The organism is Xanthomonas sp. NCPPB 2922 (assembly GCF_041520885.1).
In the GTDB taxonomy this organism is placed as follows: domain Bacteria; phylum Pseudomonadota; class Gammaproteobacteria; order Xanthomonadales; family Xanthomonadaceae; genus Xanthomonas; species Xanthomonas campestris.
Genome location: NZ_JBGOFY010000017.1, coordinates 30,377 through 55,673 on the forward strand (window position 1 = coordinate 30,377; position 25,297 = coordinate 55,673).

Below are 25,297 nucleotides of genomic sequence, written 5' to 3' on the forward strand. Positions count from 1 at the left end.
GACTTCCGGCACTGCGTGGTTTGGCGGCGCCCGGCGATGCTAGATGCGCCAGTTGCCCCAAGCCCCGCTAAAATGCCTGCCCCGCCGCGTTGGATAACCGCACCATGACGATCGATTTCACCCAGGCCCGCGAAAAGATGGTCGAACAGCAGATCCGGCCGTGGGATGTGCTGGACTTGCGCGTGCTCGACGTGCTGGCGCGCATGCCGCGCGAAGCCTTCGTGCCGGAGGCCTACAAGACCCTGGCCTACGTCGATGTGGAAATTCCGCTGTCGGCCGGCCACAAGATGATGAAGCCGGTGGTCGAAGGCCGCATGTTGCAGGCCCTGGATCTGCAGCCCGGCGAAGACGTGCTGGAAGTGGGCACCGGCAGCGGCTTCTCCACCGCCTGCCTGGCCGCGCTGGCCCGCGAAGTGGTGAGCCTGGAGATCGACCCCGCGCTGGCTGCCGCCGCGCGTGCCAACCTGGACGCCACCGGTCTGGGCAGCAATGTCCGCATCGAAACCGCCGACGTGTTCGCCTGGCAGAGCGAGCGTCGCTTCGACGCCATCTGCGTGACCGGCGCGGTCGATACGGTACCGAACCAGTGGCTGCAGTGGCTGCGCCCGAACGGCCGGCTGTTTGTGGTGCGCGGTCACGATCCGGTGATGGAAGCCGTCCTGGTCCGTGGTGACGTCAACGCGCCGCGCATCGAATCGTTGTTCGAAACCGACCTCGCCTATCTCCAGGGCGCCGCACCGACGCCCCGATTCCAATTCTGATTCCCAAGGAAGCTTCCCCGATGATCCGCCGATCCCTCGTCCTGGCGCTGGCCGCCGCCCTGTCTCCGATGGCCGCGCACGCCACCGACCTGCTGCAGGTCTATGAAATGGCCCGCAACGGCGATCCGCAGCTGGCTGTTGCCGAGTCCACGCGGTTGGTGAATCGGGAAGGACAAGTGCAGGCGCGTGCGGCGTTGTTGCCGCAGCTCAACGGCGCTTTCGATTACAGCAAAGCTCATCGCGAGATTGAGGGTCAGGATGGGCGCATTACAACTTCGTCACGCTCCAGCCAGATCCAGGGCTCACAAACCATCTTTAACTGGTCGCAATTTTCCACACTACGTGCACAGCGTGAAGTCGCCAAGGCAGCAGACTTCACGCTCGAGTCTGCCAACAACGACCTGATCACCCGTACCTCGGCAGCATATTTTCAGGTATTGGTCGGCATCGAGTCACTGGCAGCGGCCGAGACCAACGAGGCAGCGGCCAAGAAGCAATTCGACTACGCCGACAAGCGTTTAGAAGTGGGTCTGGCGCCGATCACCGACGTGCACGAAGCCCGTGCCCAGTACGACCAGGCGCGCGCCGATACCATCAATGCACGCAACACCTTGAAGGATTACTACCAGGCCTTGACCGAACTCACCGGTCAGCCGGTGGTGGGCCTGCGCGCGTTGCCAGAAAACTTTCGACCGGAAGTTCCTGCCGCTTACAGCAATGTCGACCAATTGGTGGCCTCGGCTATCGCCGACAATCCGGCGCTGAAGGCCCAACAATTGCAGGTCAGCGCAGCTGAAGCGAGTATCAATGCGGCAAGGGCAGGTCACCTTCCCACCGTCAATTTGACTGGCAGTGTGGGCCGCAGCAATAGCTGGGGTACCGGAGCCGCAGAAAGCGGTGTCTTCACTACTCAGGGACGTGACATCGACACCGACTCGATCGGCATCAGTGTGTCGATTCCAATTTTTGCTGGTGGCGCGACGCAGTCGGCAGTACGTCAGGCAATTTCGCAGCGTGATATTCAGCAGGACACCTACGAACAGCAGAAACGCGCGCTGGATCGCAATACGCGCAATGCCTATCAGACCGTAGTAGCCGGTATCAGCGAGGTGGAAGCACGTCGCCTGTCGGTGGTGTCCGCTCAAGCGGCTTATGACGCGTCTCAGGTCGGCCTGGAAGTGGGTACGCGCACCGTGCTGGACGTGGTGCAGAACCAGCGCACGTTGTTCCAGGCACAGCAGTTATATGCACAGGCGCGTTACACCTTCCTGCAGAACCGCCTGCTCCTGGCTCAGGCCATCGGCAAGATCGATATCGCCGAACTGCAGGACGTGAATCGCCTGCTGTCAGTAGAGGCAGAAGCCAAGCTGCAGGGCAGCGGTTCGTTGCAGTAAGCACGCGCGCAGTGAATGAAGAGGCGGGCATGGCCCGCCTTTTTCATGTCTGCACTGTGAAACCCGGTGTTGTCATGTTTCGGTCTCGAATCACGGCAACGAGCTTGTGCAGATGTGCGCTTGGGCAGTGCGCTGCGCTGCCGAGTGAGGGCTGACGCAGCGGTAATGCCGCGATGTCTGCAATCATCAGTAGCAGTCCGGATTTCGCGTCACTGACGATGCGCTTGCACGCAGGTCGCGCCGACCTCTCCACCCTGCTGAGCACGCTACGTAGTGCCTGCTCAACTGCAGGAAACGGAGAGGCACACGTGCGGAGCGCGTGCCTCGCATGGGCGCGCCTTGGCACACCGACAGCCGAACCCCACGCAACCTGGGCGCAAGCCGACTTGCGCTGCGCGCTGCCGTCGCAACTCACTGCGACGAAGCGATCTCGCCAACCACTGATGGCAGATCCGGCGCAATCTGTACCAGGGTGCGTGCCACCGCGCCCTTGCCGTTAGCCACCAGCGCCAGCCCGGCCGCGGCCATGGCCTCGCGCTGTGCGGGGTCGCCGAGCAGGCGGGCCAGATCGCGTTGCACACACGCGGCGTCCTCGCAAATGGTCACTGCATCGGCCTCGCGCATGCGCCGCGAAATTTCCGAGAAATTGTGCAGGTGCGGGCCGGTGACGGCCGGTGTACCCACCGCTGCCGGCTCGAGCAGATTGTGGCCACCGATCGGCTGGAGGCTGCCGCCGACAAAGGCGACCTGTGCGCAGGCGTAGAAACTCATCAACTCGCCCAGGGTATCGACCACGAATACCTGGTCGCGCGCCTGCGGCCACTGCTGCGCCTTGCGCGTGGTCACCGTCCAGCCGCGGTCACGCGCCAGCGCCTCCACCTTCGGAAAGCGCTCCGGATGCCGGGGCGCCCACAGCAGCAACAGGTCCGGGAACTGTTTCAGCAGCTGCGCATGGATGTCGGCCACCGCCGCTTCTTCGCCTTCGTGCGTGCTGGCTGCAATCCACACCGGCCGGGTTGCCGGCACCTGCCTGCGGAACTGCGCCACCAAATCCTGTAGCTGCGCCGGTGCGGCGATATCGAACTTGAGATTGCCCAGCGCAACCACTTGATCCGGCCGCGCGCCAAGGGTGATGAAGCGCCCGGCATCGTCCTGCGACTGTGCTGCCACGCAGGTCACGGTGCGCAAGGCGCGGCTGATCAGCGGTGCCAGCACGCGGTAGCCACGCAGCGAGCGCGCCGACAGCCGCGCATTGAGGATGTACACCGGAATCTGGCGGTCGCGGCAGCCGAACAGCATGTTCGGCCACAACTCGGTTTCCAGGATCAGTGCCAGCCGCGGGCGGAAATGTTCGAGGAAGCGCCCGACACTGCCGGGCACGTCGTAGGGCAAATAGACGTGATCCACCGCATCGCCCCACAGCGCACGCACGCGCTCGGAGCCGGTCGGGGTGATGGTGGTGATGACCCAGCGGATGTCCGGCCGTTGCGCACGCAAGGCGTTCACCAGTGGCGCCGCCGCATTGACCTCGCCGACCGACACCGCGTGCACCCACACGCGCGGGCGCCCGCAGGCATGCGTGTAGGAGGCGTAGCGCTCGTTCCATCGGTTGAAATATTCGCGCACGCGGAAGCCGCGCCACACCAGGTGGTACACCGTCACCGGCAGCAACAGGTAGAGCAGCGCCGAGTACAGCCCGCGCAACAGCCATTCGATCGGGTCTTTCCGCATGCGTGCAGGATACGGGAGGCGTTGCGCGCGCGCATGTGTGGCCGTCCTGCCTGCTTGGTGATTGGCCTGGCCTGCCTGGCCCGGCCTGGACGCAGACACTGGTGCGGTCGTTCGCAGTGCAGCCCACAAGTGCGGCTGTGCGCGCGATCGCCTTGCTACCCCTGCATCGCGACCTGTAGTCCATCCGCCTCAGACACACCGCGGGTGCGCAGTAGTCCGCCGACACGTTGGACACAAAGGTCCCGTCCTACCCGCATGAGGCAGGTGTGCGGCGAAGGCTGCGCGTGACGTGGCGCGGCCGCATGCGCAAAGACCATGAGCGCGAACAATCCCTGCCAACGGCGCTCACAACACGGTACGAGCGACACGTTGGCTGTACCGCCCACCGCCCACTCACCTCAAAGCCCGGAGCACGCTCTAGAATTACGCCATGTCCGAGTCCGCCAACGTCGCCATCCGCCCTTCCCTGCGCAACCCCAAGCACTGGCCCATGTACCTGGGCCTGGCGGTGATGGTGCTCGCCGGGCGCCTGCCGTGGCTGCTGCAACGCGCGCTTGGCCGCGGCGTTGGTTGGGTGGCGATGCGCCTGGCGGGCACGCGCCGCCGCGCGGCCGAGGTCAACCTGAAACTGTGCTTCCCCGAGCAGGACGATGCGTGGCGGGCACGGCTGTTACGCGACAGCTTCGACGCACTGGGCGTGGGCCTGTTCGAATTCGCACGCGCCTGGTGGGGCAGCATCGCCACCATCCGTCCACGCGTGCAGATCGAAGGCCTGGAACATCTGCAGCGGCTGCAGGAACAAAAGCGCGGCGTGCTGTTGGTGTCCGGACACTTCATGACCCTGGAAATGTGCGGGCGCCTGTTGTGCGACCACGTGCCGCTGGCCGGCATGTACCGCAAACACCGCAATCCGGTGTTCGAGTGGGCGGTCAAGCGCGGCCGGCTGCGCTACGCCACGCACATGTTCGCCAACGAGGACCTGCGCGCCACCATCAAGCATCTCAAGCGCGGTGGTTTCCTGTGGTACGCGCCGGACCAGGACATGCGCGGCAAGGACACGGTCTTTGTGCCGTTCTTCGGGCATCCGGCTTCCACCATTACCGCGACCCATCAGCTGGCGCGGCTCACCGGCTGCGCGGTGGTGCCGTACTTCCATCGTCGCGAAGGCGGCAGCTACGTGCTGAAGATCGCACCGCCGCTGGCGGACATCCCCTCCGACGATGTGATTGCCGATACCACGCAGGTCAATGCGGCGATCGAGGACATGGTGCGCGAAGCGCCCGATCAATACCTGTGGATCCATCGCCGCTTCAAGCGGCAGCCCGGTGGGCGGAGCGACTTCTATCGCTGAGGGCGCTGGCGCTGGCACTACGTGCTTGAGTGCTTGAGTGCTTGAGTGCTTGAGGTGCTTGAGTGCTTGAGTGCTTGAGTGCGGCGAGCGTCTAGCCAGGCGGGCCGCTGACGTACGTAGTTGAACGCGCATTGCAGGCAGCGATGGCGCGTCAAACGGATACGGCGCTCTTGCCAGGCATCCGCGCCACCACATAAGTGCCGCATACAGCTGCAGAGTCATTCAGCCGGTTGAACCCCGACGTAAACCACACACCTCGCCAGAACCAAACATCCACTCAGGCAGGCGGCGAACGATCCCCATCGTCATTGAGCAACGCACCGGCATACAGGCCGGCCAGCATTAGGCTGAGACCGCCCCAAAAGCTTGAATAGAACGCCAGATGTGTATTGAGCGGGAACACCGTGGCCACCAGGGCGATCATCGCAGGGCGTGCCTGCGCGCGGGCTGCCGGGCTCGAATAGCGCCATGCGCGCCACGCCTGCGCCGCGCCGGCCAGCCACAGCAGCAGGCCGATCACCCCGGTTTCAGCCAGGATTTCCAGCAAGATCTGATGCGCGTGGAAGGCCGGGCCATCGCCCCAGGCCGGGGCCTGGTCAGGTGCAGGATTGCAGGCCGGGTACGCCTGGCGAAAGCCACGCGCGCCCACGCCATTGAGCGGATGCTCGCGGATCATGCACAGCGCCGCGCCCCAGATCTGCGCACGCCCGGACAAGGCCTGATCCATGCCCTGCTCGCCATCGGTAAAGGCCAAGGTGGTGCGTTGCAGGCGCTCGCGGGCCTGCGGTGCCACGGCAACCACGCCTGCGGCCAACACCGCGCCCAGCGCCGCCACTGCGATCACCTTGCGGCCGCCCAGCAACTGCCAACCGGACAGCAGCACGATCACGCCGTAGGTGATCCACGAGGCGCGCGAGCCGGCCAGCACCAGCACCACGCCCACCGCCGCCGCCGCGCCGGCCCACGCCCAGGCGCTGCGCCGGCCCAGCGCCAGCAGCAGGAACGGTGACAGGCTGGCCAGGGTCTGGCCGAACTTGAGATTGCACGGCCCCAGCACGCCGCTGAGCCGGTCGACCACCGCCAGTTCCTGCGCGGTGCACAGGCCGTGCCCGCTGATCAGCTGTTTGACCTGATCCAGCGCGAAGAACAGCGGACTACTGCCCAGCGCGACCTGCAGCAATGCGTCCAGCGTCCACACCCCGGCGATCACCGCCAGGCCGATAAAGGTGCGCCGCCGCCGTTGCGCGTTGGCCACCGCGATGGCGCACAGCCACATGAAGGGCAGATAGCGCAGGTCGGTGGCGGACTTGCGCAGCGCGCGGCCCACGTCCACCGCATCCACGGCCGAGAGCATCTGCGGCAACCAGTAGGCGAAGAACAACACACTGGTCAGCGCCCAGGCCGCGCCGCTCAAGAGCCTGGTGCCGCCGCGAAAGCGCGTGTGCAGCAGCCGGTAGGCCGCGAACACGGCGCCCAGCGACAGCACCGTTTCGGCCAGACCCGGGGTGGGCCACAAGGCCACAAACAGCAGCACCCACACCGGCGCCCAGCGGCCAGCATCGGGCGTCAGCACGGGCGCGCGCGGCGCGGGCTCAGCGGCGGAGTTCGTCATAGACCTTCAAGGTGGCCGTTTGCATGGCCTGCAGCGTGTAGGGAAGCCGCGCCGGCGGTGCCGGGCGGTGGTGCAGTAACGCAAGCGCCTGCTGCGCCAATGCCTGGACATCGAATGGCGGCACCGCGCCGGCGGGCTGCAGTTCGGCGAGCAGTTCACCAGCGCCGCCGTGCGCCCAGCCCAGCACCGGCCGGCCCACGGCCAGCGCTTCGATCACGGTGCGGCCGAAGGCTTCGGGCTTGCGCGAGAGTTGCAGCACCAGGTCGCTGGCGGCGTAGGCCTCGGCGATGCGCGCAGTGGGTTCGGTGAAGGCCACGGCATCGGCCACACCCAGCCTGGCCGCCTCGGCTTCCAGTTCGCGGATATAGGCCTCACGCCCCGGCTCGCGCGCGCCGGGCAGCCACAACCAGGCCGGCAGACCGGCGGCGCGCACAGCGGCGAGCAGCTGCAGGCCATCGGCATGCCCTTTCAGGCGCGTGCCGCGGCCCGGCAGCAGCAGCAGCGGCACATCGGCCGGCAGGCCGGGCACCAACGTCTGCGCCCACGTACGTGCGCGCCGGTCTGGCTGCGGACGGCGTGGGAACTGCGCGATCTCCACGCCGCGCGGGATCACCCGCAGACGCGCGGTATCGGTGTGCGGGTAATGCGTGCACACGTAGTCGCGCACCGTCTGCGAGACGCAGATGACGCGCTCGCCGTAGGTCATCACCGCGCTGTAGCGGCTGGGCGAATTGAGCCCGTGCACGGTGGTGACGAAGCGTGGCCGCGTGGCCGGCGGCATCCCGCGCAAGGCGTACCAGCCCAGCCAGGCCGGCAGGCGCGAGCGCGCGTGCACGATATCGGCGCCCAGTTCGGTGAACAGACGGCGCAACCCCACCACGTGGCGCAAGGTCAGCAACGACTTGCGCCCGATATCCAGCGTGAGATGTTCGGCGCCGACCTCCAGCAACGGCTGGACCAGGCGCCCGCCCGCGGAGACGACCACGGCGCGATGGCCGGCGCGCACCAGCGCAGCGGCGATTTCCAGGGTGGAGCGCTCGACGCCGCCGGACTGCAGCGCCGGCAGCAGTTGCACCACGGTCAGGCGGTGCATGCCGCCAGGATCAGTCGGCGAGCACGAACAGTGCACCGCAGTACGGGCACTTGGCTTCGCAGTTGGGCTCGTCTTCGATCGGCAGGTACACCCGCGGATGCGAATTCCACAGCGCCATCGCAGGCGTCGGGCAGCTCAGCGGCAAGTCACCGCGGTGCACGGTGTAGCGCTTTTCGGCATTGGCGGGCGCGGTGGCGGTCTGGCTCATGGCGGCACGATCGGAAGGCGAAGACAGAGCGCGGATTCTAGCAGCCTCGCGCCCGGCACGGCCCAGCGATGCGTCCAGCGCGCGGTGCCGACGTTGGCCAGCGAGCTGCCAGGCGTGTTCACCATGACCATTGCCTGCGCTATCGGCGTCCCCGGCCTTGTTGCGGCACGGTCCCGAATCTGGCGCAAGGCGGTGTGACGCGAGCGGCGACGCATGCGCCGTATCATCGGCTGACACGTTGCCTGGGGTGCACGTGCGCGCACGCCGCATGGCTGCCCATGCGTCAGCACACCCGCCCCGGCGCTCTGCTGCATCCGCCTTCCGGGAGACATCATCACGTGCGTTCGTCTGCTGTTGTGCCGCGCCCGCTGCACCTGTTGCGCCCTGTTGCGCTTGCCCTGGCGGTCGCGACCGCGCTCCCGGCTGCTGCCGCCGATGGGTTCTTCGCCTCGTTCGATACGCACGAGCGCGACCTTGTCGCTGATCGTGCCAATGCGCTGCAGGTCGCGATCGGCAGCGGCCCGGACGCGCCGTATGCGGCCAAACACCACGCCGGCTACAGCGGCGCGCACGCACTGCACTACAGCAGCCAGGGTGGCGCGGGTCGGCGGACGTTGTTTACGACCGATCACCTGATCGGTGCCGACACCACGCTGTCGTGGATGGTCTTGCCCGAAAGCGTGGGCGATGACCATGTCAGCTCTACGTTTGTGTCGCTGGATCTGCTGCTGGACGACGGGAGCCGGCTGTCGGCCAGCAACGCGCTGGACCAGCACGGCGTGGCGATCGGCGCAGCCGCGCAGGGCGCCTCCAGGACCTTGTACCCGCAGCAGTGGGCACGCAAGGCGGTGCGGCTGGGCGATGTTGCCGGGTTGCGCGGGCGGCGCATCACCGCCATCGCGCTGGAGGTGGCGCCACAGGGCGGCGCGCCGGTGCGTGGCTGGCTCGACGATATCGCCATTGCCGAAGTCCCGCGTGTGGCGCCTGCACGGCCGTCGGACTGGGTACTGACCACGCGCGGTACGCAGTCCAATGGCACGTTTTCGCGCGGCAATAATTTCCCCGCCACGGCGGTGCCGCATGGGTTCAACTTCTGGACCCCGGCAACTGACGCCGGCACGTTGGGTTGGCTGTATCGCTGGAACGAACACAACGGTGCCGACAACCGCCCGCGCCTGCAGGCGTTGTCGCTCAGTCACCAGCCCAGCCCGTGGATGGGCGACCGCCAGACCTTCCAGGTGATGCCGTCCAAACACAGCGGCGCGCCGGAAGCGGACCGCGTCAAACGCGCGCTGGCGTTCTCGCACGCCAACGAAGTGGCCAGGCCGTATCGCTACGCAGTGCAGCTGGACAACGGCATCCAGGCCGAGATCGCCCCCACCGATCACGCGGCGCTGTTCCGCTTCCGCTTTCCACCCGGAGGCGATGCCAACCTGCTGTTCGACAACGTGGATGCACGCGGTGGGCTGACCCTGGATGCGGCCACGCAAACGCTCTCGGGCTATACCGATGTGCGCAGCGGCCTGTCCACCGGCGCCACGCGCATGTACGTGTACGCCCGCTTCGATACGCCATGGAAGGCGAGCGGCCGCAGCGACACCGGCCGGCCGACTGGCTGGATCAAGTTCGCTACAGGCAGCACGCGCGAAGTGCAGATGCGCATCGCCACGTCGCTGATCTCGCTGGAACAGGCCAAGCACAACCTGGCCCTGGAGATCGCGCCACAGGACTCGCTGGAGCGCGTGGCTGCGCGTGCGCAGGACGCATGGGATGCGCTGCTTGGGCGGGTCGAAGTGGCGGGGGCCAGCGACGATCAGCGCACCACGCTGTATTCCAATCTGTACCGGCTGCATCTGTACCCGAACTCCGCGCACGAGAATGCCGGCAGCGCCAGCGCGCCGGACTGGCGCTATGCCAGCCAGAACAGCTGGTCCGACGAAGCCACCGATGGCAGCGCCGTGCGCAGCTTTGCGCCGATCCGCGACGGCCGTGTCTACGTCAACAACGGGCTGTGGGATACGTTCCGCACCGCGTGGCCTGCCTATGCGCTGTTTGCACCCGAGGCCGGCGCGCTGGTGCAAGGATTTCTGGAGCAGGCGCGTGCCGGCGGCTGGGTGGCGCGCTGGTCCTCGCCGGGTTACGCCGACCTGATGGTGGGCACCAGTTCGGATGTGGCCTTTGCCGATGCCTGGCGCAAGGGCGTGCAAGGGTTCGATCCGGCCGAGGCCTACGCCGCCGCGTTGAAGAACGCCACCGTGGTGCCACCCGCCCGGCACGTGGGGCGCAAGGGCATGGCCCGTTCCACCTTCCGCGGCTATGCCGATACCGACACGCACGAGGGCATGTCGTGGTCGATGGAAGGTGCACTCAACGACTTCGGGATTGCGGGCATGGCCGATGCACTCGCACAACAGACGCCGGACGCCGCAGCGCGCGAGCGCTATGCCACCGAGGCGCTGTATTTCCGCCACCGCGCCGCTGGCTACGCGGCGCTGTTCGACCCGGCAATCGGCTTCTTCCAGGGCCGTACGCCCGATGGCGGCTGGCGCCTGGATGCCGCGCACTACGATCCACGCGAATGGGGCAACGATTACACCGAATCCAGCGGCTGGACCTTTGCCTTCACCGCACCACACGATGGCGAGGGCCTGGCCGCACTGTATGGCGGACGCGACGCGCTGGCGACCAAGCTGGATACGTTCTTTGCCACGCCGGAAACAGCACAGGCCGCGCTTTCCGGCTCGTATCGCGGCGTGATCCATGAGATGACCGAAGCGCGCGATGTGCGCATGGGCATGTACGCGCATAGCAATCAGACCGCGCACCACATCCCGTGGATGTATCTGTACGCCGGCCAGCCGTGGAAGACTCAGCAGCTGACGCGCGAGATCCTGGCACGGCTGTATCTGGGCAGCGAGATCGGTCAGGGCTATGCCGGCGACGAAGACAACGGCGAGATGTCGGCATGGTATCTGTTCGCCGCGCTCGGGCTGTATCCCTTGCGCATGGGCGCGCCGGAATATGTGATCGGCTCGCCGCTGTTCACGCATGCCAGCGTGCAACTGCCCAATGGCCGCACGCTCACGGTCAACGCGCCGCAGAATTCGCCGCGCAATGTATATGTGCAATCGCTCAAGGTCAACGGCAAGCCGTGGCGCAAGACCTGGTTGCCGCATGCCGACATCGCCAAGGGCGCAACGCTGGACTTCGTCATGGGCCCACGCCCGTCACGCTGGGGCACGGATGCGGATGCGGTGCCGCCATCGCTGACGCCGCCGGGACAGCACCCTGCGCCGTTGCAGGATCTGCTGGGCACGCGCGCGCGCATCACGCGGGACGATGGTGGCGCGGTGGACGCATTGCACGACGACGATGCGGCAACGATGGCCACGCTGTCGTCCACGTCTGCGGTCACGGTGAGCGGCATCGACGCCGGCACGCCGACGCTATATACCCTCACCAGCGGCAACGCGGCGATTGCCAACGGCGGGTGGACCTTGGAGGCGCGTGCCGGGAGTGGTCACTGGACGGTGATTGATCAACGTCGCGATGAGGTGTTCCGCTGGCCCCTGCAGACGCGGCCCTTCCGGATCGCAACGCCCGGCGCGTACACGGACTACCGGCTGCGTGTGAGCACACCCAAGCCGGTGCAGTTGGCGGAGATCGAATTGCTGCGTGCGGCGCCTGTGTCGCCGTGAGAGTTTGGCGACGCGCGCGTGCCGGTGGCGCAGTGAGTGCTGACATGCTGGCCTGGTAGCGACGACCAGGCATGGCAGGCGGGTGCCGCGTTGTCGCGTGCTTGAAATGTTGCGCTGACTGTTTGGGCTTGCGCACATGCGGGCAGACCGCAGTCGCTCTGCAACTCGTCCGAATGCGCGCTCATTGCTTTACGTGCGTGCCCTAACCCGAACCCTTCTCCCGCCGGGAGAGGGCTTTCAGCCACATTGCAGGCGTACGGCAGCGAGTGACTGGCGCACCACTGATGCGCAGCGGATAGCGCATAAAAGGCTGTTGCTCGTGATCGCCGCACTCAAGCAGCAGTTGCATCAGCTTTTCGCATCGGCAATTGCTTCAGCGCGATATCCGTAGGAGCGCGCTCGCGCGCGACAGGGCTCTACCGATAACACTCAAATGTTTCTCGAACAGATGCTCCAGCTAGTTGTTCTAGCCCGTTGCCCGAGCTATCCGTTAGACGGTTTGCATAGCTGCTTGCTGCAGAGACTTGCCTCAACCGCGTTGTTCTCGGCGCCTTCGCATGTAGACGCCATCGCACCCACTACTGTCGAACCTGCAACCGCAATTGGCGTTATCGATAACCGAGGCGTCATTCAACGCCTCGGTTATCAACGCTGCAGCATCAGCCGCCGTTCTTCTCGGCGTTGTGCTTCTCGGCATCACGCTGCTTGCGGATCTGCGCATCCACCGCAGCAATCGCGGTCATGTTCATCACCCGGCGCGAGGTAGCGCTGGTGGTGAGGATGTGCACCGGCTTGGAGATGCCCATCAGGATCGGGCCAATGGCTACGCCGTCGGTGAACACGCGCACCAGGTTGTAGGCGATGTTGGCCGCTTCCAGGTTGGGCAGCACGAACAGGTTGGCGCGGCCCTTGAGCGTGCTGTTGGGCATGATCTGCTTGCGCAGCGCTTCGTCCCAGGCGGTGTCGCCCTGCATTTCGCCGTCGATGTTGAGCTCGGGCTTGCGCTTGAGCAGGGCTTCGCGCACTTCGCGCATCTTCAGGGCGTCACGCGAATCGTGGCTACCGAAGTTGGAATGCGACAGCAGCGCGATGTTGGGCTCGATGCCGAACAATTTCAGGCGATACGCGGCCTGCAAGGTGGCTTCGACCACCTGCTCCACGGTGGGGTCTTCCTGCACGTGCGTATCCAGGAAGAAGAACACGCCCTGCTGGTTGATCACGCCGGTCATGGCCGAGGTGGAGCTTACGCGCGGTTCCAGCGGAATCACGCTGCGCGCGTAGCCCAGCTTCTTGTGGAAGCGCCCCACCACGCCCGACAGCATCGCGTCGGCTTCGCCGCGCGCCACCATCACTGCGGCAATCAGGGTCGGACGCGAGCGCATCAGTTCCTTGGCCGCGGTCACGGTCACGCCACGGCGCTCGGTGAGCGCGTAGTAGTACTGCCAGTAATCGTTGAAGCGCGGGTCGTCGTGGATGTTGGTGATCTCGAAATCTTCACCGGCACGGATGCGCAGCCCCATGCGCTGGATACGCGCTTCGATGACGTCCGGGCGGCCGATCAGGATCGGCAGCGCCAGCCCTTCGTCGATGACGTTCTGCACCGCACGCAGCACCACCTCTTCTTCGCCTTCGGCATACACCACGCGCTGCTTGTCGGCGCGCGCGCGGTCGTAGACCGGCTTCATCATCAAGCTGGTGCGGTAGACGAACTGGCTGAGCCGGTCGCGGTAGGCCGCCATGTCGGCGATCGGGCGCGTGGCCACGCCCGAATCCATCGCCGCCTGCGCCACCGCCGAGGACAGCTCCACCAGCAGGCGCGGGTCCAACGGACGCGGAATCAGGTATTCCGGGCCGAAGCTCGGGGTTTCGCCACCATAGGCCGCGCCCAGGTCGGAGGCCTCGCGCCGCGCCATCGCCGCAATCGCCTTGACGCAGGCGATTTTCATGTCTTCGTTGATGCCGGTAGCGCCCACGTCCAGCGCGCCGCGGAACAGGTAGGGGAAGCACAGCACGTTGTTGATCTGGTTCGGGTAGTCCGAACGGCCGGTGCCGATGATGCAATCCGGGCGCACCGCCTTGGCCGCTTCCGGGGTGATTTCCGGGTTGGGGTTGGCCAGCGCGAAGATCACCGGCTGGCGCGCCATGGTGGCGACCATTTCCGGCTTGAGGATGCCGGCCGCCGACAGGCCCAGGAAGATGTCGGCACCTTCGACGATTTCGGCCAGGGTGCGCTTGTCGGTGTCGCGCGCGTAGCGCTGCTTGTCCGGGTCCAGATCGGTGCGGCCGGTGTGGATCACGCCATCGCGGTCCAGCGCCAGGATGTTCTCCGGCTTCAGGCCCAGCGAGACCAGCATGTTGACGCACGAGATCCCTGCCGCGCCCATGCCGGTGGTGGCCAGCTTGACGTCTTCGATCTTCTTGCCGGTGACCACCAGCGCATTGAGTACCGCCGCGCCGACGATGATGGCAGTGCCGTGCTGGTCGTCATGGAACACCGGGATGTTCATGCGCTCGCGCAGCTTGCGCTCGACGATGAAGCACTCCGGCGCCTTGATGTCTTCCAGGTTGATGCCGCCGAAGGTCGGCTCCAGGCTGGCGATGATGTCCACCAGCTTGTCCGGATCGTTCTCGTTGATCTCGATGTCGAACACGTCGATGCCGGCGAACTTCTGGAACAGCACGCCCTTGCCTTCCATCACCGGCTTGGAGGCCAGCGGACCGATGTTGCCCAGGCCCAGCACCGCGGTGCCGTTGGTGATCACCGCCACCAGATTGCCGCGCGCGGTGAGCTCGCTGGCCTGGGTGGCGTCCTCGACGATGGCCTCGCAGGCGAAGGCCACGCCAGGCGAATACGCCAGCGACAGATCGCGCTGGGTCAGCATCGGCTTGGTCGCGGTGACCTTGATCTTGCCGGCCGGCTGCTGGCGGTGATAGTCGAGGGCGGCCTGTTTGAAGTCGTCGTTGGACATCGGCTGTGTAGGTCTCAAGGGCGCAGAAGAGCTGAATTCTACCCTCCTGCCTGAACAAGGGCCTGTCGCGCAGCTGTCAGCGCGGCAGGAAGATCGGTTGCTGCAATGCAAAAACGGCCCTGCATCCCGCCGGGATACCAGCGGAATACAGGGCCGTAGGAAGCATCAGCGTGCGCTGACCGGCGCGACTGCGTCCGGCGGCGGCACCGGTGCCTGCAGCGGCGGCGCACGGCCATCCAATGCCAGGCTCAATTGGTCACGGTCCAGCGCATTTTCCCAACGCGACACCACCACCGTGGCCACTGCATTGCCGATGAAGTTGGTCAGCGAGCGGCACTCGCTCATGAAACGGTCCACGCCCAGGATCAGCGCCATGCCGGCCACCGGCACATCCGGCACCACCGACAGCGTGGCCGCAAGCGTAATGAAGCCGGCGCCGGTCACGCCGGCTGCACCCTTGGAGCTGAGCATCGCCACCGCCAGCAAGGTGATCTGCTGGCCGAGGGTGAGGTCGACGTTGGTGGCCTGGGCGATGAACAGCGCCGCCAGGGTCATGTAGATGTTGGTGCCGTCCAGGTTGAACGAGTAGCCGGTCGGCACGACCAGGCCCACCACCGACTTCTCGCAGCCGGCCTTTTCCATCTTCTCCATCAGCGACGGCAATGCCGATTCCGACGAGGAGGTGCCCAGCACCAGCAGCAGCTCGGCCTTGAGGTAGCGGATCAGCTTGAGCACCGAAAAGCCGCACAACCGGCAGACGATGCCCAGGATCACCAGCACGAAGAACAGCGAGGTCAGGTAAAACGAGCCCACCAGCCAGGCCAGATTGACCAGCGATTCCACGCCGTACTTGCCGATGGTGAAGGCGATTGCACCGAATGCACCGATCGGCGCGGCCTTCATCAGCATGTGCACCAGGCGGAACACCGGGGCGGTGAGCGCTTCCAGGAAGCTCAGCACCGGGCGGCCACGTTCGCCCACCAGCGCCAGCGCGATGCCGAACAGCACCGCCACGAACAGCACCTGCAGGATGTTGCCATCGACGAACGCGCTGATCAGCGTGGCCGGGATGATGTCCATCAAAAAGCCGACCAGGCTCAGCTCGTGCGATTTCTGCACGTAGGTGTTGACCGCGCTCTGGTCCAGCTCGGCCGGGTTGATGTTCATGCCGGCGCCCGGCTGCACCACGTGCGCCACCACCATGCCGACGATCAACGCCAGCGTGGAGAAGAACAGGAAGTAGGTCATCGACTTGGCGAAGACCCGGCCCACCGTCTTGAGGTGGGTCATGCCGGCGATGCCGGTGACGATGGTCAGGAAGATCACCGGCGCGATGATCATCTTCACCAGCTTGATGAAGGCATCGCCGAGTGGCTTGAGGCTTTCGGCGAAGGCCGGCTCGAAATGGCCCAGCAGGGCGCCAAGAACGATCGCCACCACCACCTGGAAATACAACTGGCGGTAGAAGGGGACAGGCGCCGGCAGGGGGCCGGCAGGCTTGCTGATGTGCATGACACCACTCCGAGGGAACTTGGAGGGCGCCTGAGCCAGGCACCCGGTGCAGGCATTCTGGCCGCACGTCACAGCCCGGGCCGATAACCCATTGGTACTACGCACTGGGCGTTGCCTGAACCTGGTCTTACACTTCAGCCACGCGCCCCTCGGCCGTTAATTCCGTTTAACGCAGACACCGACTTTCTGTGCTGTTGGCCGTCCCGGACCCTGCGCGTTTCATGAAGCTGTTCATTGCGCTCGCCATGGCAGGACGCCCGGCCCCTACTTTTCCTCGCCGAAGATCATTCCTATGCGCCTCAATCCGCTCGTTCTTGCGCTGGCCATCGCCGCCGCGCCCGCCGCCCATGCCGCCACCTCGATCGAGAACTGGCCCACCAAGTACACCTTCGGTGACGGCACCGAAATCGGCCTGACCGGCAACTACGCCTACGACGACAACAATTTCTCCGGCGACGACCGCCTGGAAGACCGCACCGATTTCCGCCGCAAGGAATTCGGCGCCACCTTGAAGAAAAAGGGCGTCTACGACGCCATGGTGTATTTCGACTTCGAAGCCAAGCTGTGGCTTGACGTGTTCTTCCGCTTCGAAACCAAGGCGCTGCTGGGCCAGGACTACGGCCGGGTACGCCTGGGCTACATGAAGGTGCCGGTGGGCCTGGAAGCGGTGCAGAGTTCGCGTGCGGGCAGCTTCATGGAACTGGGCCTGCCGGTGCAGGCGGTGTTCCAGGGTCGCCGGACCGGCGTGGAATGGACCCTGGAACGCCCGCAGTACCTGCTGCAGGCCGGCGCATACGGCGGCCAGGACCTGCAGGGGGACAACCCCGGCACCACCCAGGCTGTGCATGCGGCCTGGACCCCGTTCAAGGCCGAAGGCAACGTGCTGCACCTGGGCATCGCCGGCTCGGTGGAAAACCCGCGCGGCTTCAGCGACGGCCGTGGCGTGTCGTTCAGCCCGCGCGTGCGGCTGCGCGCCCGCCCGGAAGCCGGGTTGACCGATGTGCGCCTGATCGACACCGGCACCATCCTCGATGTGGATCACGTGATCCGCACCGGCGTGGAAGCGGTGTGGATCCACGGCCCGTTCTCGCTGCAGAGCGAAGCGCTGCGTGCCGAAGTGGCGCGTAATGCCGGCCAGCCGCACTTCATCGCCCAGGGCCAGTACGTGTATGGCACCTGGTCGCTGACCGGCGAGTCGCGTAGCTATGCCGGCGGCGTGCCAGGCAACATCAAGCCCGCCCACGATTACGGCGCGGTCGAACTGACTGCCCGCTACAGCCGCCTGAATCTGGAAGACAACAACGTCCACGGCGGCCGTCAGCACGACACCACCATCGGTGCCAACTGGTACCTCACCAGCCACTTCAAGATGCAGGCCAACTACAGCTGGGTGGATTCCTCGCGCAACGGCGTGCATGAAACCCCGCACGTGATGGAGCTGCGCGCGCAGGTGATGTTCTAAGCGCCCACGGCTAACGCCTCATCCCGCATCACCCTGCGGCCGCCTCCTTCGGGACGCGGCCGCAGTCGTGTGTGCGGTGGCTGCGCCCAGCGCCCGCCGCCGCCATACTTGCGCGATGTATTCCTCGCAACGCCGCCGCCTGCTGTTCACCTTGTCGATTGTGCTGGGCGGGATGCTGGTGGCCATGTTCGCGGCCGGTTACTTTGTCGAACAGAACGCACTGCGCGAGGAAAGCGCCTCCGTGCAACGCCAGCTGCGCCTGTATGCGCAGGCGCTGCAGCAACGCATCGACCGTTACCGCACCCTGCCGCAGATCCTGACGCTGGACCCGGACCTGCGCGCGGCCGTCGACGCGCCGTTGTCGGCCGACCAGGTCGAACGCCTCAACCGCAAACTCGAACGCGCCAACAACGTCACCCAGTCTTCCACGCTGACCCTGATCAACCGCGACGGCATCGCGCTGGCCGCCAGTAACTGGCGCGGCGCGCGCAGCAACGTGGGCGTGGATTATGCGTTCCGCCCGTACTACCAACAGGCCTTGGCCAGTGGCAGCGGCAGCTTCTACGGCATCGGCCTGACCACCGGCGAGCCGGGCTACTTCCTGTCCCAGGCCATCCGCGACCCTGCCGGGCAGGTGCAGGGCGTGGTGGTGATCAAGATCGCGCTGGCGGCACTGGAGCGCGAATGGCTGCAGACCCCGGACATCGTGCTGGCCTCCGACGCGCACGATGTGGTGTTCCTGGCCAGCCGCCCGCAGTGGCGCTACCGCATGCTCGCCCCGCTCAGCGAACGTGACCGGCGCGAACTGCAGGCCACCCGCCAGTACGCCAGCCAACGCCTGCTGCCGTTGCAGCGCCGGGTGATCGAACCCACCGGCAGTGGCGGTGTGCTGGCGGAGGTGCAGATGCCGCCCCTGAGCGGCCAGGTGCTGTGGCAGACCCTGCAGGTGCCCGAGAGCGGCTGGCGCCTGCACCTGCTGCACGACACCCGCGCCAGTGCGGCCGCCGGCCGCGCGGCGGCCATCGCGGCGGCCGGTGCGTGGCTGGCGCTGGCGCTGCTGTGGTTGTTCGTGCAGCAGCGTAGCCGGCTGTCGGCCTTGCGCCAGCGCAGCCGGAATGAACTGGAAACGTTGTTGCAGCAACACGCCGAAGAATTGCGCACCGCCCAGGATGGCGTGGTGGCAGCGGCCCAGCAGGCCAACACTGGCCTGAGTCGCAGCCTGGAACATCTGCCGCAAGGCGTTGTGGTCATCGACGCGGCGCTGAACCTGGTCGCGTGGAATTCCCGCTATGTGGAACTGTTCCGCTTTCCCGCCGAGCTGCTGCAGGTCGGCCGGCCGATCGAAGACCTGTTCCGCTTCAACGCGCGCCGCGGCCTGCTCGGGCCCGGCCCGATCGAGGCCGCCATCGAACGCCGCCTCAACCATCTGCGCAGCGGCAAACCGCACATGCGCGAGAGCGAGAAGGAAGACGGCACGGTGCTGGAAATCCGCGGCAACCCGCTGCCCGATGGCGGTTTTGTCACCAGCTACGCCGACATCACCACCTACAAGAACGCCGCGCGCGAACTGCGCTCGCTGGCCGATGCGCTGGAACACCGCGTAGCCGAGCGCACGCGCGATCTGGCAGCAGCCAAGCGCGAGGCCGAAAGCGCCAACCGCTACAAGACCCGCTTCGTCGCATCGGCAGTGCACGACCTGCTGCAGCCGCTCAATGCCGCGCGCATGTTCGTCTCGGTGTTGCGTGGGCAGGTGCACGCCACCGGCAGTGCGCAACTGGTGGACAACATCGACGGCGCACTGGCGGCGCAGGACGCCATCCTCAACAGCCTGCTCGACATCTCGCGCCTGGAAGCCGGCAGCCTGAAAACCCAGGTCCGCGATTTTGCGATCGGCCCGCTGCTGGACACCCTGGCGCGCGAGTTCGGCATCCTGGCCGAAGACCGCGGCCTGGTGCTCGACTGGGTGCCCACCTCGGCGGTGGTGTTGAGCGACGAAACCCTGTTGCGTCGCATCCTGCAGAACTTCCTGTCCAATGCGATCCGCTACACCCCGCGCGGCCGCGTGCTGCTGGGGTGCCGTCGGCGTGGCGGCTGGTTGCGCATCGAAGTGCATGATCAGGGCCCGGGCATTCCCGAAGCGCTGCAGCACGAAATCTTCGAAGAATTCCGCCGCCTCGACGACGGCGTGGCCAACGACCGTGGCGCAGGCCTGGGCCTGGCGATTGTCGAGCGCATCGGCCGCCTGCTCGGGCATCGCATCGGCCTGCGCTCCACGCTGGGCGGCGGCAGCGTGTTTTCGGTCAGCGTGCCGCTGGGCGAACGTGCGGCCATCGTGCAGCCATTGCCCACGCCGCAGCTGCAGCACGAACACGGCAACGACCCCATCCTGCACGGCTGTCGGGTGTGGTGCGTGGACGATGATCCGCGCGTGTGCGAGGCCACGCGTGCACTGCTGGAGCGCTGGGAATGCCGGGTCGATTTTGCCGGCGGCCCCGACGACGCGCTGGCCGCGGCCAGCCCCGACGATGCACCGGAACTGCTGCTGCTGGACGTACGCATGGGCAACCATTACGGCCCGATGCTGCTGCCGCAACTGGTGGCGCAATGGCAGCGCGAACCGCGCGTCATCCTGGTCACCGCCGAACCCAGCCCCGCCCTGCGCGAGCATGCGCTGGAAGCGGGCTGGGGCTTCCTGTCAAAACCGGTCCGGCCGCCGGCGCTGCGCGCGTTGGTCACGCAGATGTTGTTGCGGCGCGGGTAAGTCTGTGCGGCAACGCACAGGCGCAGGCACCGCTGCCTGGCGGGGTCGGATCGTGCACCACCACTTCGCGTTTCAACGTCAGGCACTGGCCGTTAGCCTGAATCATCGTGCTTCCGCACCTGCAAGGTGGACGCCCGATGATGAAGACGACGCTGCTTCTGTTGACGTCCTTGTTGATTGTCAGCTGCGCAGGCGGATTCACGGCGCATGCGCAGGACGCCCCGGCCGCTGCGCAGCCCGGGCCATCAGCACGCGTGCAGATGGATCCCTACACGGCAGGCAAACTGATCACCGTGCTGGATCAGGTCGCACGCCACCGCCATTTCAGCACCGGCCACATGATCGATGTGGTGTCCGCGTAATTTTTGGCAACGCCGTATTGTCTACAGGGCGAATCAGTGATGCGCGCTTTGCGCCGGCAGAGAATATGGCATCCGCAGGCTGCATGAGCTTGGCTGCCGCGTAATAGCCGGTTGCAGCAGTGCATGCGCCACCTTGCGACTAGCTAGCTACGCAGCGGCTGAGGCGCTGTATCCGAAGCGCCCACGTGCCCTGCAGCACGCGCAGTGCGCTCAGCCCTCGCCTTCCGGCTCCAGCGCCTTGACCAGCACCGCTGCCTGGGTGCGGCTGTAGCAGTCCAGCTTTTTCAGGATGGCGGTGACATGCACCTTGACGGTGTTCTCGGCCAGGCCCAGTTCGTGCGCAATCTGCTTGTTCAACAGGCCATCGGCCAGGCACAGCAACACGCGAAATTGCTGCGGCGTGAGCTGGGCGAGCTTGGCCGCCAATTGCGCATCGGCTTCCGAGCGCTCGGCGGTCATCGGCGGGAACCAGGTGCCACCATCGAGCACGCTGGCCACCGCAGTGCCAATCGATTCGGCCGGGGTGGACTTGGGAATGAAGCCGGCCGCGCCGAACTGCTGCGCGCGCCGGATCACGCGTGGGTGGTCGTTGGATGAAATCACCACCACCGGAATGTCCGGATGCTCGCCACGCACGTGCAACAGCGCCGAGAAGCCGCGTGCGCCCGGCATGGCCAGGTCCAGCAGCACCAGCTCGGCCTGCGGATGCGAGCGCAGCATCGCGCTCAAGGTGGTGGCGCTGGAGGCCTCCACCACTTCGGCAGTGGGCAGGGTCTGGTGCAGCACGTGGATCACGGCAGCACGGAACAACGGGTGGTCGTCGGCGACGAGGATGGTGAGATCGGCCATGCGCCAAGTCTGGCACATGGCTGCGTCGCTTTCCCGCTGCGCTGCGCGGTAGGTGGGTGGTGCGTGGAGCTGGACGGCCCGGGCATGCGGCAGGCGCGCTGCCGATGCGCTCGATGCACTGAACTCCGCGCACGCCTCGGATGGCAGACACGTAGACAATCCCTCCATCGAACGCCTGCATGGCGTGCATGCGCTGCTCAATTTCGCCGCGATCAAGCGGCCCGTTCAATGCGTGTTTTCACCATGAAACACGGGTCGGCCCACTCCGCGACCGCTCAGCGCGGCGGCTGGGTGCTGGCGCGCCAGGCTTCCAGGAACTGCCGGCGCTTGAGTTTGTCCAGATAGACCAGCAGGCCGGGACCAAGTGGAATCGGTCGGAACGGCGGCTGCGCCGAGCCACCGCGACCACCGGCCGACGGCAGGATCGGCATCAACCGCGCCTCGCGCGAGAGCACCTGCTGGCCGCGCGGCGAGAGCAGGTAATCCAGGAACCGGCGCGCCTCGGGCGCGTGCGGCGCGGTCTTGGGGATCACCGCGGTGCGCAGCGCCACCAACGTGTAGTCCTGCGGCTGCACGATGCCCAGCGGCGCGCCGGCATCGATGCGCGCCTGTGCGTAGGAGCCGAGCACGTTATAGGCCAGCAACAACTCGCCGCGGCTGACACGGTCCAGCAAGGTGCCGGTACGTTCTTCCAGACGCACCTGGTTTGCCCCCAGCGCGGCCAGCAACGCGCCGGCAATGCTGCCCACCTGCCCGTCCTGGGTGGCGAACAGATAGCCCACGCCGCTGCGCTCGGCATCGTAGGTGCCCACCTTGCCGCGCAACGGCGCATCGGGTGAACGCAACAACGCGAGCAGTTGCCGGCGTGTACGCGGCACCCGCGCGGCGGCGAGCTTGCGCGTGTTGTAGACGATGGCCACCGGCTCGTAGCTGATGCCGAAGACTTCGTGCCGCCACTGCGCCCAGGCCGGCAGCGCTTCGGTCTGCGCCGAGCGATGCGTCAACGCGTGGCCATCGTTCACCAGCTTGGTCTGCAGATCCATGCTGGCGCTGATCAGCAGATCCGCCTGCGGCGCATTGGCGGCCGGATGCAGGTACTGCTCGTAGATGTCCCAGGCGATCACGTCTTCGTAGATCACCTCGGTGCCGGGATGCAGGCGCTGGTAGTCCTGGATCACCGCGCCAAACACTTCCAGATCGGTCGAGCCCTGCACGCGCAGCTGCGCCTGCACCGCGCCCTGTGCCGGAAATCGCCGTACATCGCCGGGCGCCGCCCAGGCCAGTCCGCACAGCAGCAGCAACACCACACCACACACCACGCGCATCACGCCGTGCCTCCGGGAAAATGCAATGACGCAATCAGCCCGCCGCCGATGCGATTGGACAGATCGATGCGCCCACCGTGCGCCTCGACCACGCGTTTGACGATCGCCAGGCCCAGGCCCGCCCCACCGGCCGGTGCATCCGGGCCGCGCACAAAACGCTCGAACACCCGCTCGGCCTCGGCCGGCGGAATGCCCGGGCCGTGATCGGCGATGGTCAGCACATGCTGGTGGCCGTCGCTGGTCAGGGCAACCTGCAATGGCGCGCCGGCGCCGTATTTGCAGGCGTTGTCGATGAGATTCTTCAAGGCCTCGCGCAGCAGCAAGGCATCGCCGCGCAGCAGCGCCGGCTGCGGGTCGATCGCCAGATGCACGCGCGGTGCCTCCTCGCCACGTGGCAGTGCGTCATGCAGTGCCTGGTGCAGGAGTTCGACCAGATCGACCGTGGCAAACCGCTGCAGATTGGCGCGATGGATCACGCTGGCATCGCTGAGCAGCTGATTGAGCAGGCGGCTCATATGGCTGGCGTTGCGTTCGATCGCCACCAGGCTGCGCTGCATGTCGCGCGGGTCGTCGTCGTCCATCGCCAGCTGCGCCTGCGCACGCAACGCGGCCAGCGGCGTGCGCATCTGGTGCGCAGCCTCGGCCATGAACGCGCGCAGGGTTTCGTTGCTGGACGACAACCGCGCCATGAAGCGGTTGAGCGCGGCGACCATCAACTGCATTTCCTGCGGTGCGGGCACCGTGAGCGGTTTCAGATCGGAGGGCTCGCGCCGCGAGAGATCACGCTCGATGCGTTGCAGCGGGCGCAACGCGCGATACACGCCAATCCACACCAGCGCCAGCGCCAGCAGCGACAGCACCGCGATCGCCACCAATGCGTTGAGCACCACATCGCGCGCCACCGCGTCGCGCGCGCGGCGGGTCTGGCCCACCTGCACGCGCACCTCGCCCTGCCCGGAGTCCGAGGCCACCCGATGCATCACCACCGCAAAGCGCACCGGCTCGCCGCTGTAGTTTGCGTCGAACAACAGCGGCCGCTCGCCATCGGGTGCACGCGGCGGCAGCGGCAAGGTGTCTTCGCCGGTGATGGTGCGGCCCTGTGCATCGAACACGCGGTAGAACACGCGGTCTTCCGGCGCCATGCCCAGCAGGTCGAGCGAGGCATACGGCAGATCCACCTGCCAATCGCCGCCCACCAACGCCACGCTGTCGATGATCGACAACGCCGACGACACCAGCAGGTGGTCGTAGGAGCGATTGGCCGCACGCTCGCCGTAATCGCGCGCGGCAAAGAACAGCACCACCGCGCCCAGCAGCGACAGGCTGCTCAGATACAGCAGCAGCGTGCGCCGGATCGACGGCGCCACCGCGTGGGCTTCAGCCATCGCTGCCGGCCTCGGCGACGGCCTGCGGGTCGGCCTCTTCCAGCTTGTAGCCGGCGCCACGCACGGTGACGATGCGCAGCGGCGCACCGATCAACTTGCGGCGCAGCCGGCCCACATATAGCTCGATCGCATTGGGGCCGACATCGTCATCGAAACCGAACAACCCGTTGCCGATCTCGTCCTTGCCCACCACCTGGCCCAGCCGTCCGATCAGGATTTCCAGCAGCCGGTACTCGCGATTGGGCAACTCGATCGCCACCCCGTCCAGGCTCACGGTGTGCGCAGCGTTGTCGAACACGAACGCGCCGAGTTGCACCACCTCGCTGGCCTGGCCGCGATTACGCCGCAGCAGCACCCGGCAGCGCGCTTCGAACTCACGAAAGTCGAACGGCTTGCCCAGGTAATCGTCGGCCCCCACATCCAGCGCCTGCACGCGGTCTTCGATGCCATCACGCGCGGTCAGCATCAGCACCGGCGTGGTGTCGCCGCGCTCGCGCATCCCGGCCAGCACGCGCAATCCATCCAGCTTGGGCAAGCCGATATCCAGCACCACCAGATCAAAGCTCTGGTAGCGCAACACGCTGGCCGCGGCCAACCCGTCCTGCTGCCAATCCACCGCATGCCCGCTACGGCGCATGCGCCGCACGATGGCATCGGCAAGGTCGGCGTTGTCTTCTACGAGCAACAGGCGCATTGGGGCAGGGAATCGTGAATAGGGAATGGGGAATCGCAACAGCACGTCACCGCGGCCGGAAGGTAACAGGCCTCGCCAACAAAAGCTCTCCCATCCAAACCATGTACTGCAGTCCGTCGCTGTTGCGATT

Annotated in this window: 17 protein-coding genes; 7 read left to right on the forward strand and 10 right to left on the reverse strand. The window is 66.4% G+C overall.

Annotated elements, in window-relative coordinates; translation table 11 throughout:
* The first annotated feature begins 104 nt into the window (after window positions 1-104).
* Together ACD584_RS16890 and ACD584_RS16895 are read left to right on the forward strand one after the other, a co-directional pair.
* Window positions 105-761 (forward strand): protein-L-isoaspartate O-methyltransferase, encoded by a 657-nt coding sequence (locus tag ACD584_RS16890; RefSeq protein ID WP_076037148.1) that lies wholly within the window; start codon window positions 105-107, stop codon window positions 759-761.
* A gap of 20 nt (window positions 762-781) precedes the next feature.
* A complete protein-coding gene (locus tag ACD584_RS16895) occupies window positions 782-2,155 on the forward strand; it encodes a TolC family outer membrane protein (protein WP_012437435.1) in 1,374 nt (457 codons plus the stop codon).
* A 411-nt stretch (window positions 2,156-2,566) separates the two neighbouring features.
* Here ACD584_RS16895 and waaA read toward each other — a convergent pair whose 3' ends face one another.
* Window positions 2,567-3,886, reverse strand: a complete 1,320-nt coding sequence (gene waaA / locus ACD584_RS16900) for a lipid IV(A) 3-deoxy-D-manno-octulosonic acid transferase (RefSeq protein ID WP_076037149.1) — start codon at window positions 3,884-3,886, stop codon at window positions 2,567-2,569.
* Between the two features lie 430 nt (window positions 3,887-4,316).
* Between waaA and ACD584_RS16905 the strand changes: the two genes are divergently transcribed.
* Complete coding sequence (locus tag ACD584_RS16905; protein ID WP_076037150.1) at window positions 4,317-5,237, forward strand: LpxL/LpxP family Kdo(2)-lipid IV(A) lauroyl/palmitoleoyl acyltransferase; 921 nt, start codon at window positions 4,317-4,319, stop codon at window positions 5,235-5,237.
* 277 nt (window positions 5,238-5,514) lie between these two features.
* On the opposite strand, the gene ACD584_RS16910 is transcribed toward ACD584_RS16905, so the two are convergent.
* Genes ACD584_RS16910 through ACD584_RS16920 form a run of 3 tightly spaced genes read right to left on the reverse strand, consistent with a single transcriptional unit; the run spans window position 5,515 to window position 8,150 of the window.
* Window positions 5,515-6,849, reverse strand: coding sequence for an O-antigen ligase (locus ACD584_RS16910; RefSeq protein ID WP_076037151.1), 1,335 nt, complete (start codon window positions 6,847-6,849; stop codon window positions 5,515-5,517).
* Window positions 6,830-7,942: a glycosyltransferase gene (locus tag ACD584_RS16915; RefSeq protein ID WP_076037152.1), complete on the reverse strand. Its 1,113-nt coding sequence runs from the start codon at window positions 7,940-7,942 to the stop codon at window positions 6,830-6,832. Before ACD584_RS16915 ends, ACD584_RS16910 begins: the two co-directional genes overlap by 20 nt.
* Before the next feature lie 10 nt (window positions 7,943-7,952).
* Window positions 7,953-8,150, reverse strand: a complete 198-nt coding sequence (locus ACD584_RS16920) for a zinc-finger domain-containing protein (RefSeq protein ID WP_011038440.1) — start codon at window positions 8,148-8,150, stop codon at window positions 7,953-7,955.
* A gap of 338 nt (window positions 8,151-8,488) precedes the next feature.
* Here ACD584_RS16920 and ACD584_RS16925 point away from each other — a divergent pair, with 338 nt between their 5' ends.
* Window positions 8,489-11,848, forward strand: coding sequence for a GH92 family glycosyl hydrolase (locus ACD584_RS16925; protein ID WP_076037153.1), 3,360 nt, complete (start codon window positions 8,489-8,491; stop codon window positions 11,846-11,848).
* A 659-nt stretch (window positions 11,849-12,507) separates the two neighbouring features.
* Here ACD584_RS16925 and ACD584_RS16930 read toward each other — a convergent pair.
* Entirely contained in the window at window positions 12,508-14,817 is a 2,310-nt protein-coding gene (locus ACD584_RS16930) for an NADP-dependent malic enzyme (RefSeq protein ID WP_042596954.1), read from the reverse strand.
* Window positions 14,818-14,982: 165 nt separating this feature from the next.
* Window positions 14,983-16,329, reverse strand: coding sequence for a dicarboxylate/amino acid:cation symporter (locus ACD584_RS16935; protein ID WP_011038444.1), 1,347 nt, complete (start codon window positions 16,327-16,329; stop codon window positions 14,983-14,985).
* Between the two features lie 292 nt (window positions 16,330-16,621).
* Between ACD584_RS16935 and ACD584_RS16940 the strand changes: the two genes are divergently transcribed.
* From ACD584_RS16940 to ACD584_RS16950, 3 genes are all read left to right on the forward strand, one after another.
* Entirely contained in the window at window positions 16,622-17,791 is a 1,170-nt protein-coding gene (locus tag ACD584_RS16940) for an OprO/OprP family phosphate-selective porin (RefSeq protein WP_070689773.1), read from the forward strand.
* A gap of 115 nt (window positions 17,792-17,906) precedes the next feature.
* Window positions 17,907-20,552: a PAS-domain containing protein gene (locus ACD584_RS16945; RefSeq protein WP_076037154.1), complete on the forward strand. Its 2,646-nt coding sequence runs from the start codon at window positions 17,907-17,909 to the stop codon at window positions 20,550-20,552.
* A gap of 140 nt (window positions 20,553-20,692) precedes the next feature.
* A complete protein-coding gene (locus tag ACD584_RS16950) occupies window positions 20,693-20,914 on the forward strand; it encodes a hypothetical protein (protein ID WP_228437976.1) in 222 nt (73 codons plus the stop codon).
* Between the two features lie 210 nt (window positions 20,915-21,124).
* On the opposite strand, the gene ACD584_RS16955 is transcribed toward ACD584_RS16950, so the two are convergent.
* The 4 genes from ACD584_RS16955 to ACD584_RS16970 all read right to left on the reverse strand — a co-directional run bounded on the left by ACD584_RS16955 (window position 21,125) and on the right by ACD584_RS16970 (window position 25,167).
* Complete coding sequence (locus ACD584_RS16955) at window positions 21,125-21,763, reverse strand: response regulator transcription factor (RefSeq protein WP_011038447.1); 639 nt, start codon at window positions 21,761-21,763, stop codon at window positions 21,125-21,127.
* A gap of 275 nt (window positions 21,764-22,038) precedes the next feature.
* On the reverse strand, window positions 22,039-23,088 hold the full coding sequence (locus ACD584_RS16960) for an ABC transporter substrate-binding protein (protein ID WP_014508907.1): 1,050 nt from the start codon (window positions 23,086-23,088) through the stop codon (window positions 22,039-22,041).
* On the reverse strand, window positions 23,088-24,473 hold the full coding sequence (locus tag ACD584_RS16965; RefSeq protein WP_042596965.1) for a sensor histidine kinase: 1,386 nt from the start codon (window positions 24,471-24,473) through the stop codon (window positions 23,088-23,090). The genes ACD584_RS16960 and ACD584_RS16965 overlap by 1 nt, the downstream gene beginning before the upstream one ends.
* A complete protein-coding gene (locus ACD584_RS16970; protein ID WP_040940691.1) occupies window positions 24,466-25,167 on the reverse strand; it encodes a response regulator transcription factor in 702 nt (233 codons plus the stop codon). Before ACD584_RS16970 ends, ACD584_RS16965 begins: the two co-directional genes overlap by 8 nt.
* Between the last annotated feature and the right edge of the window lie 130 nt (window positions 25,168-25,297).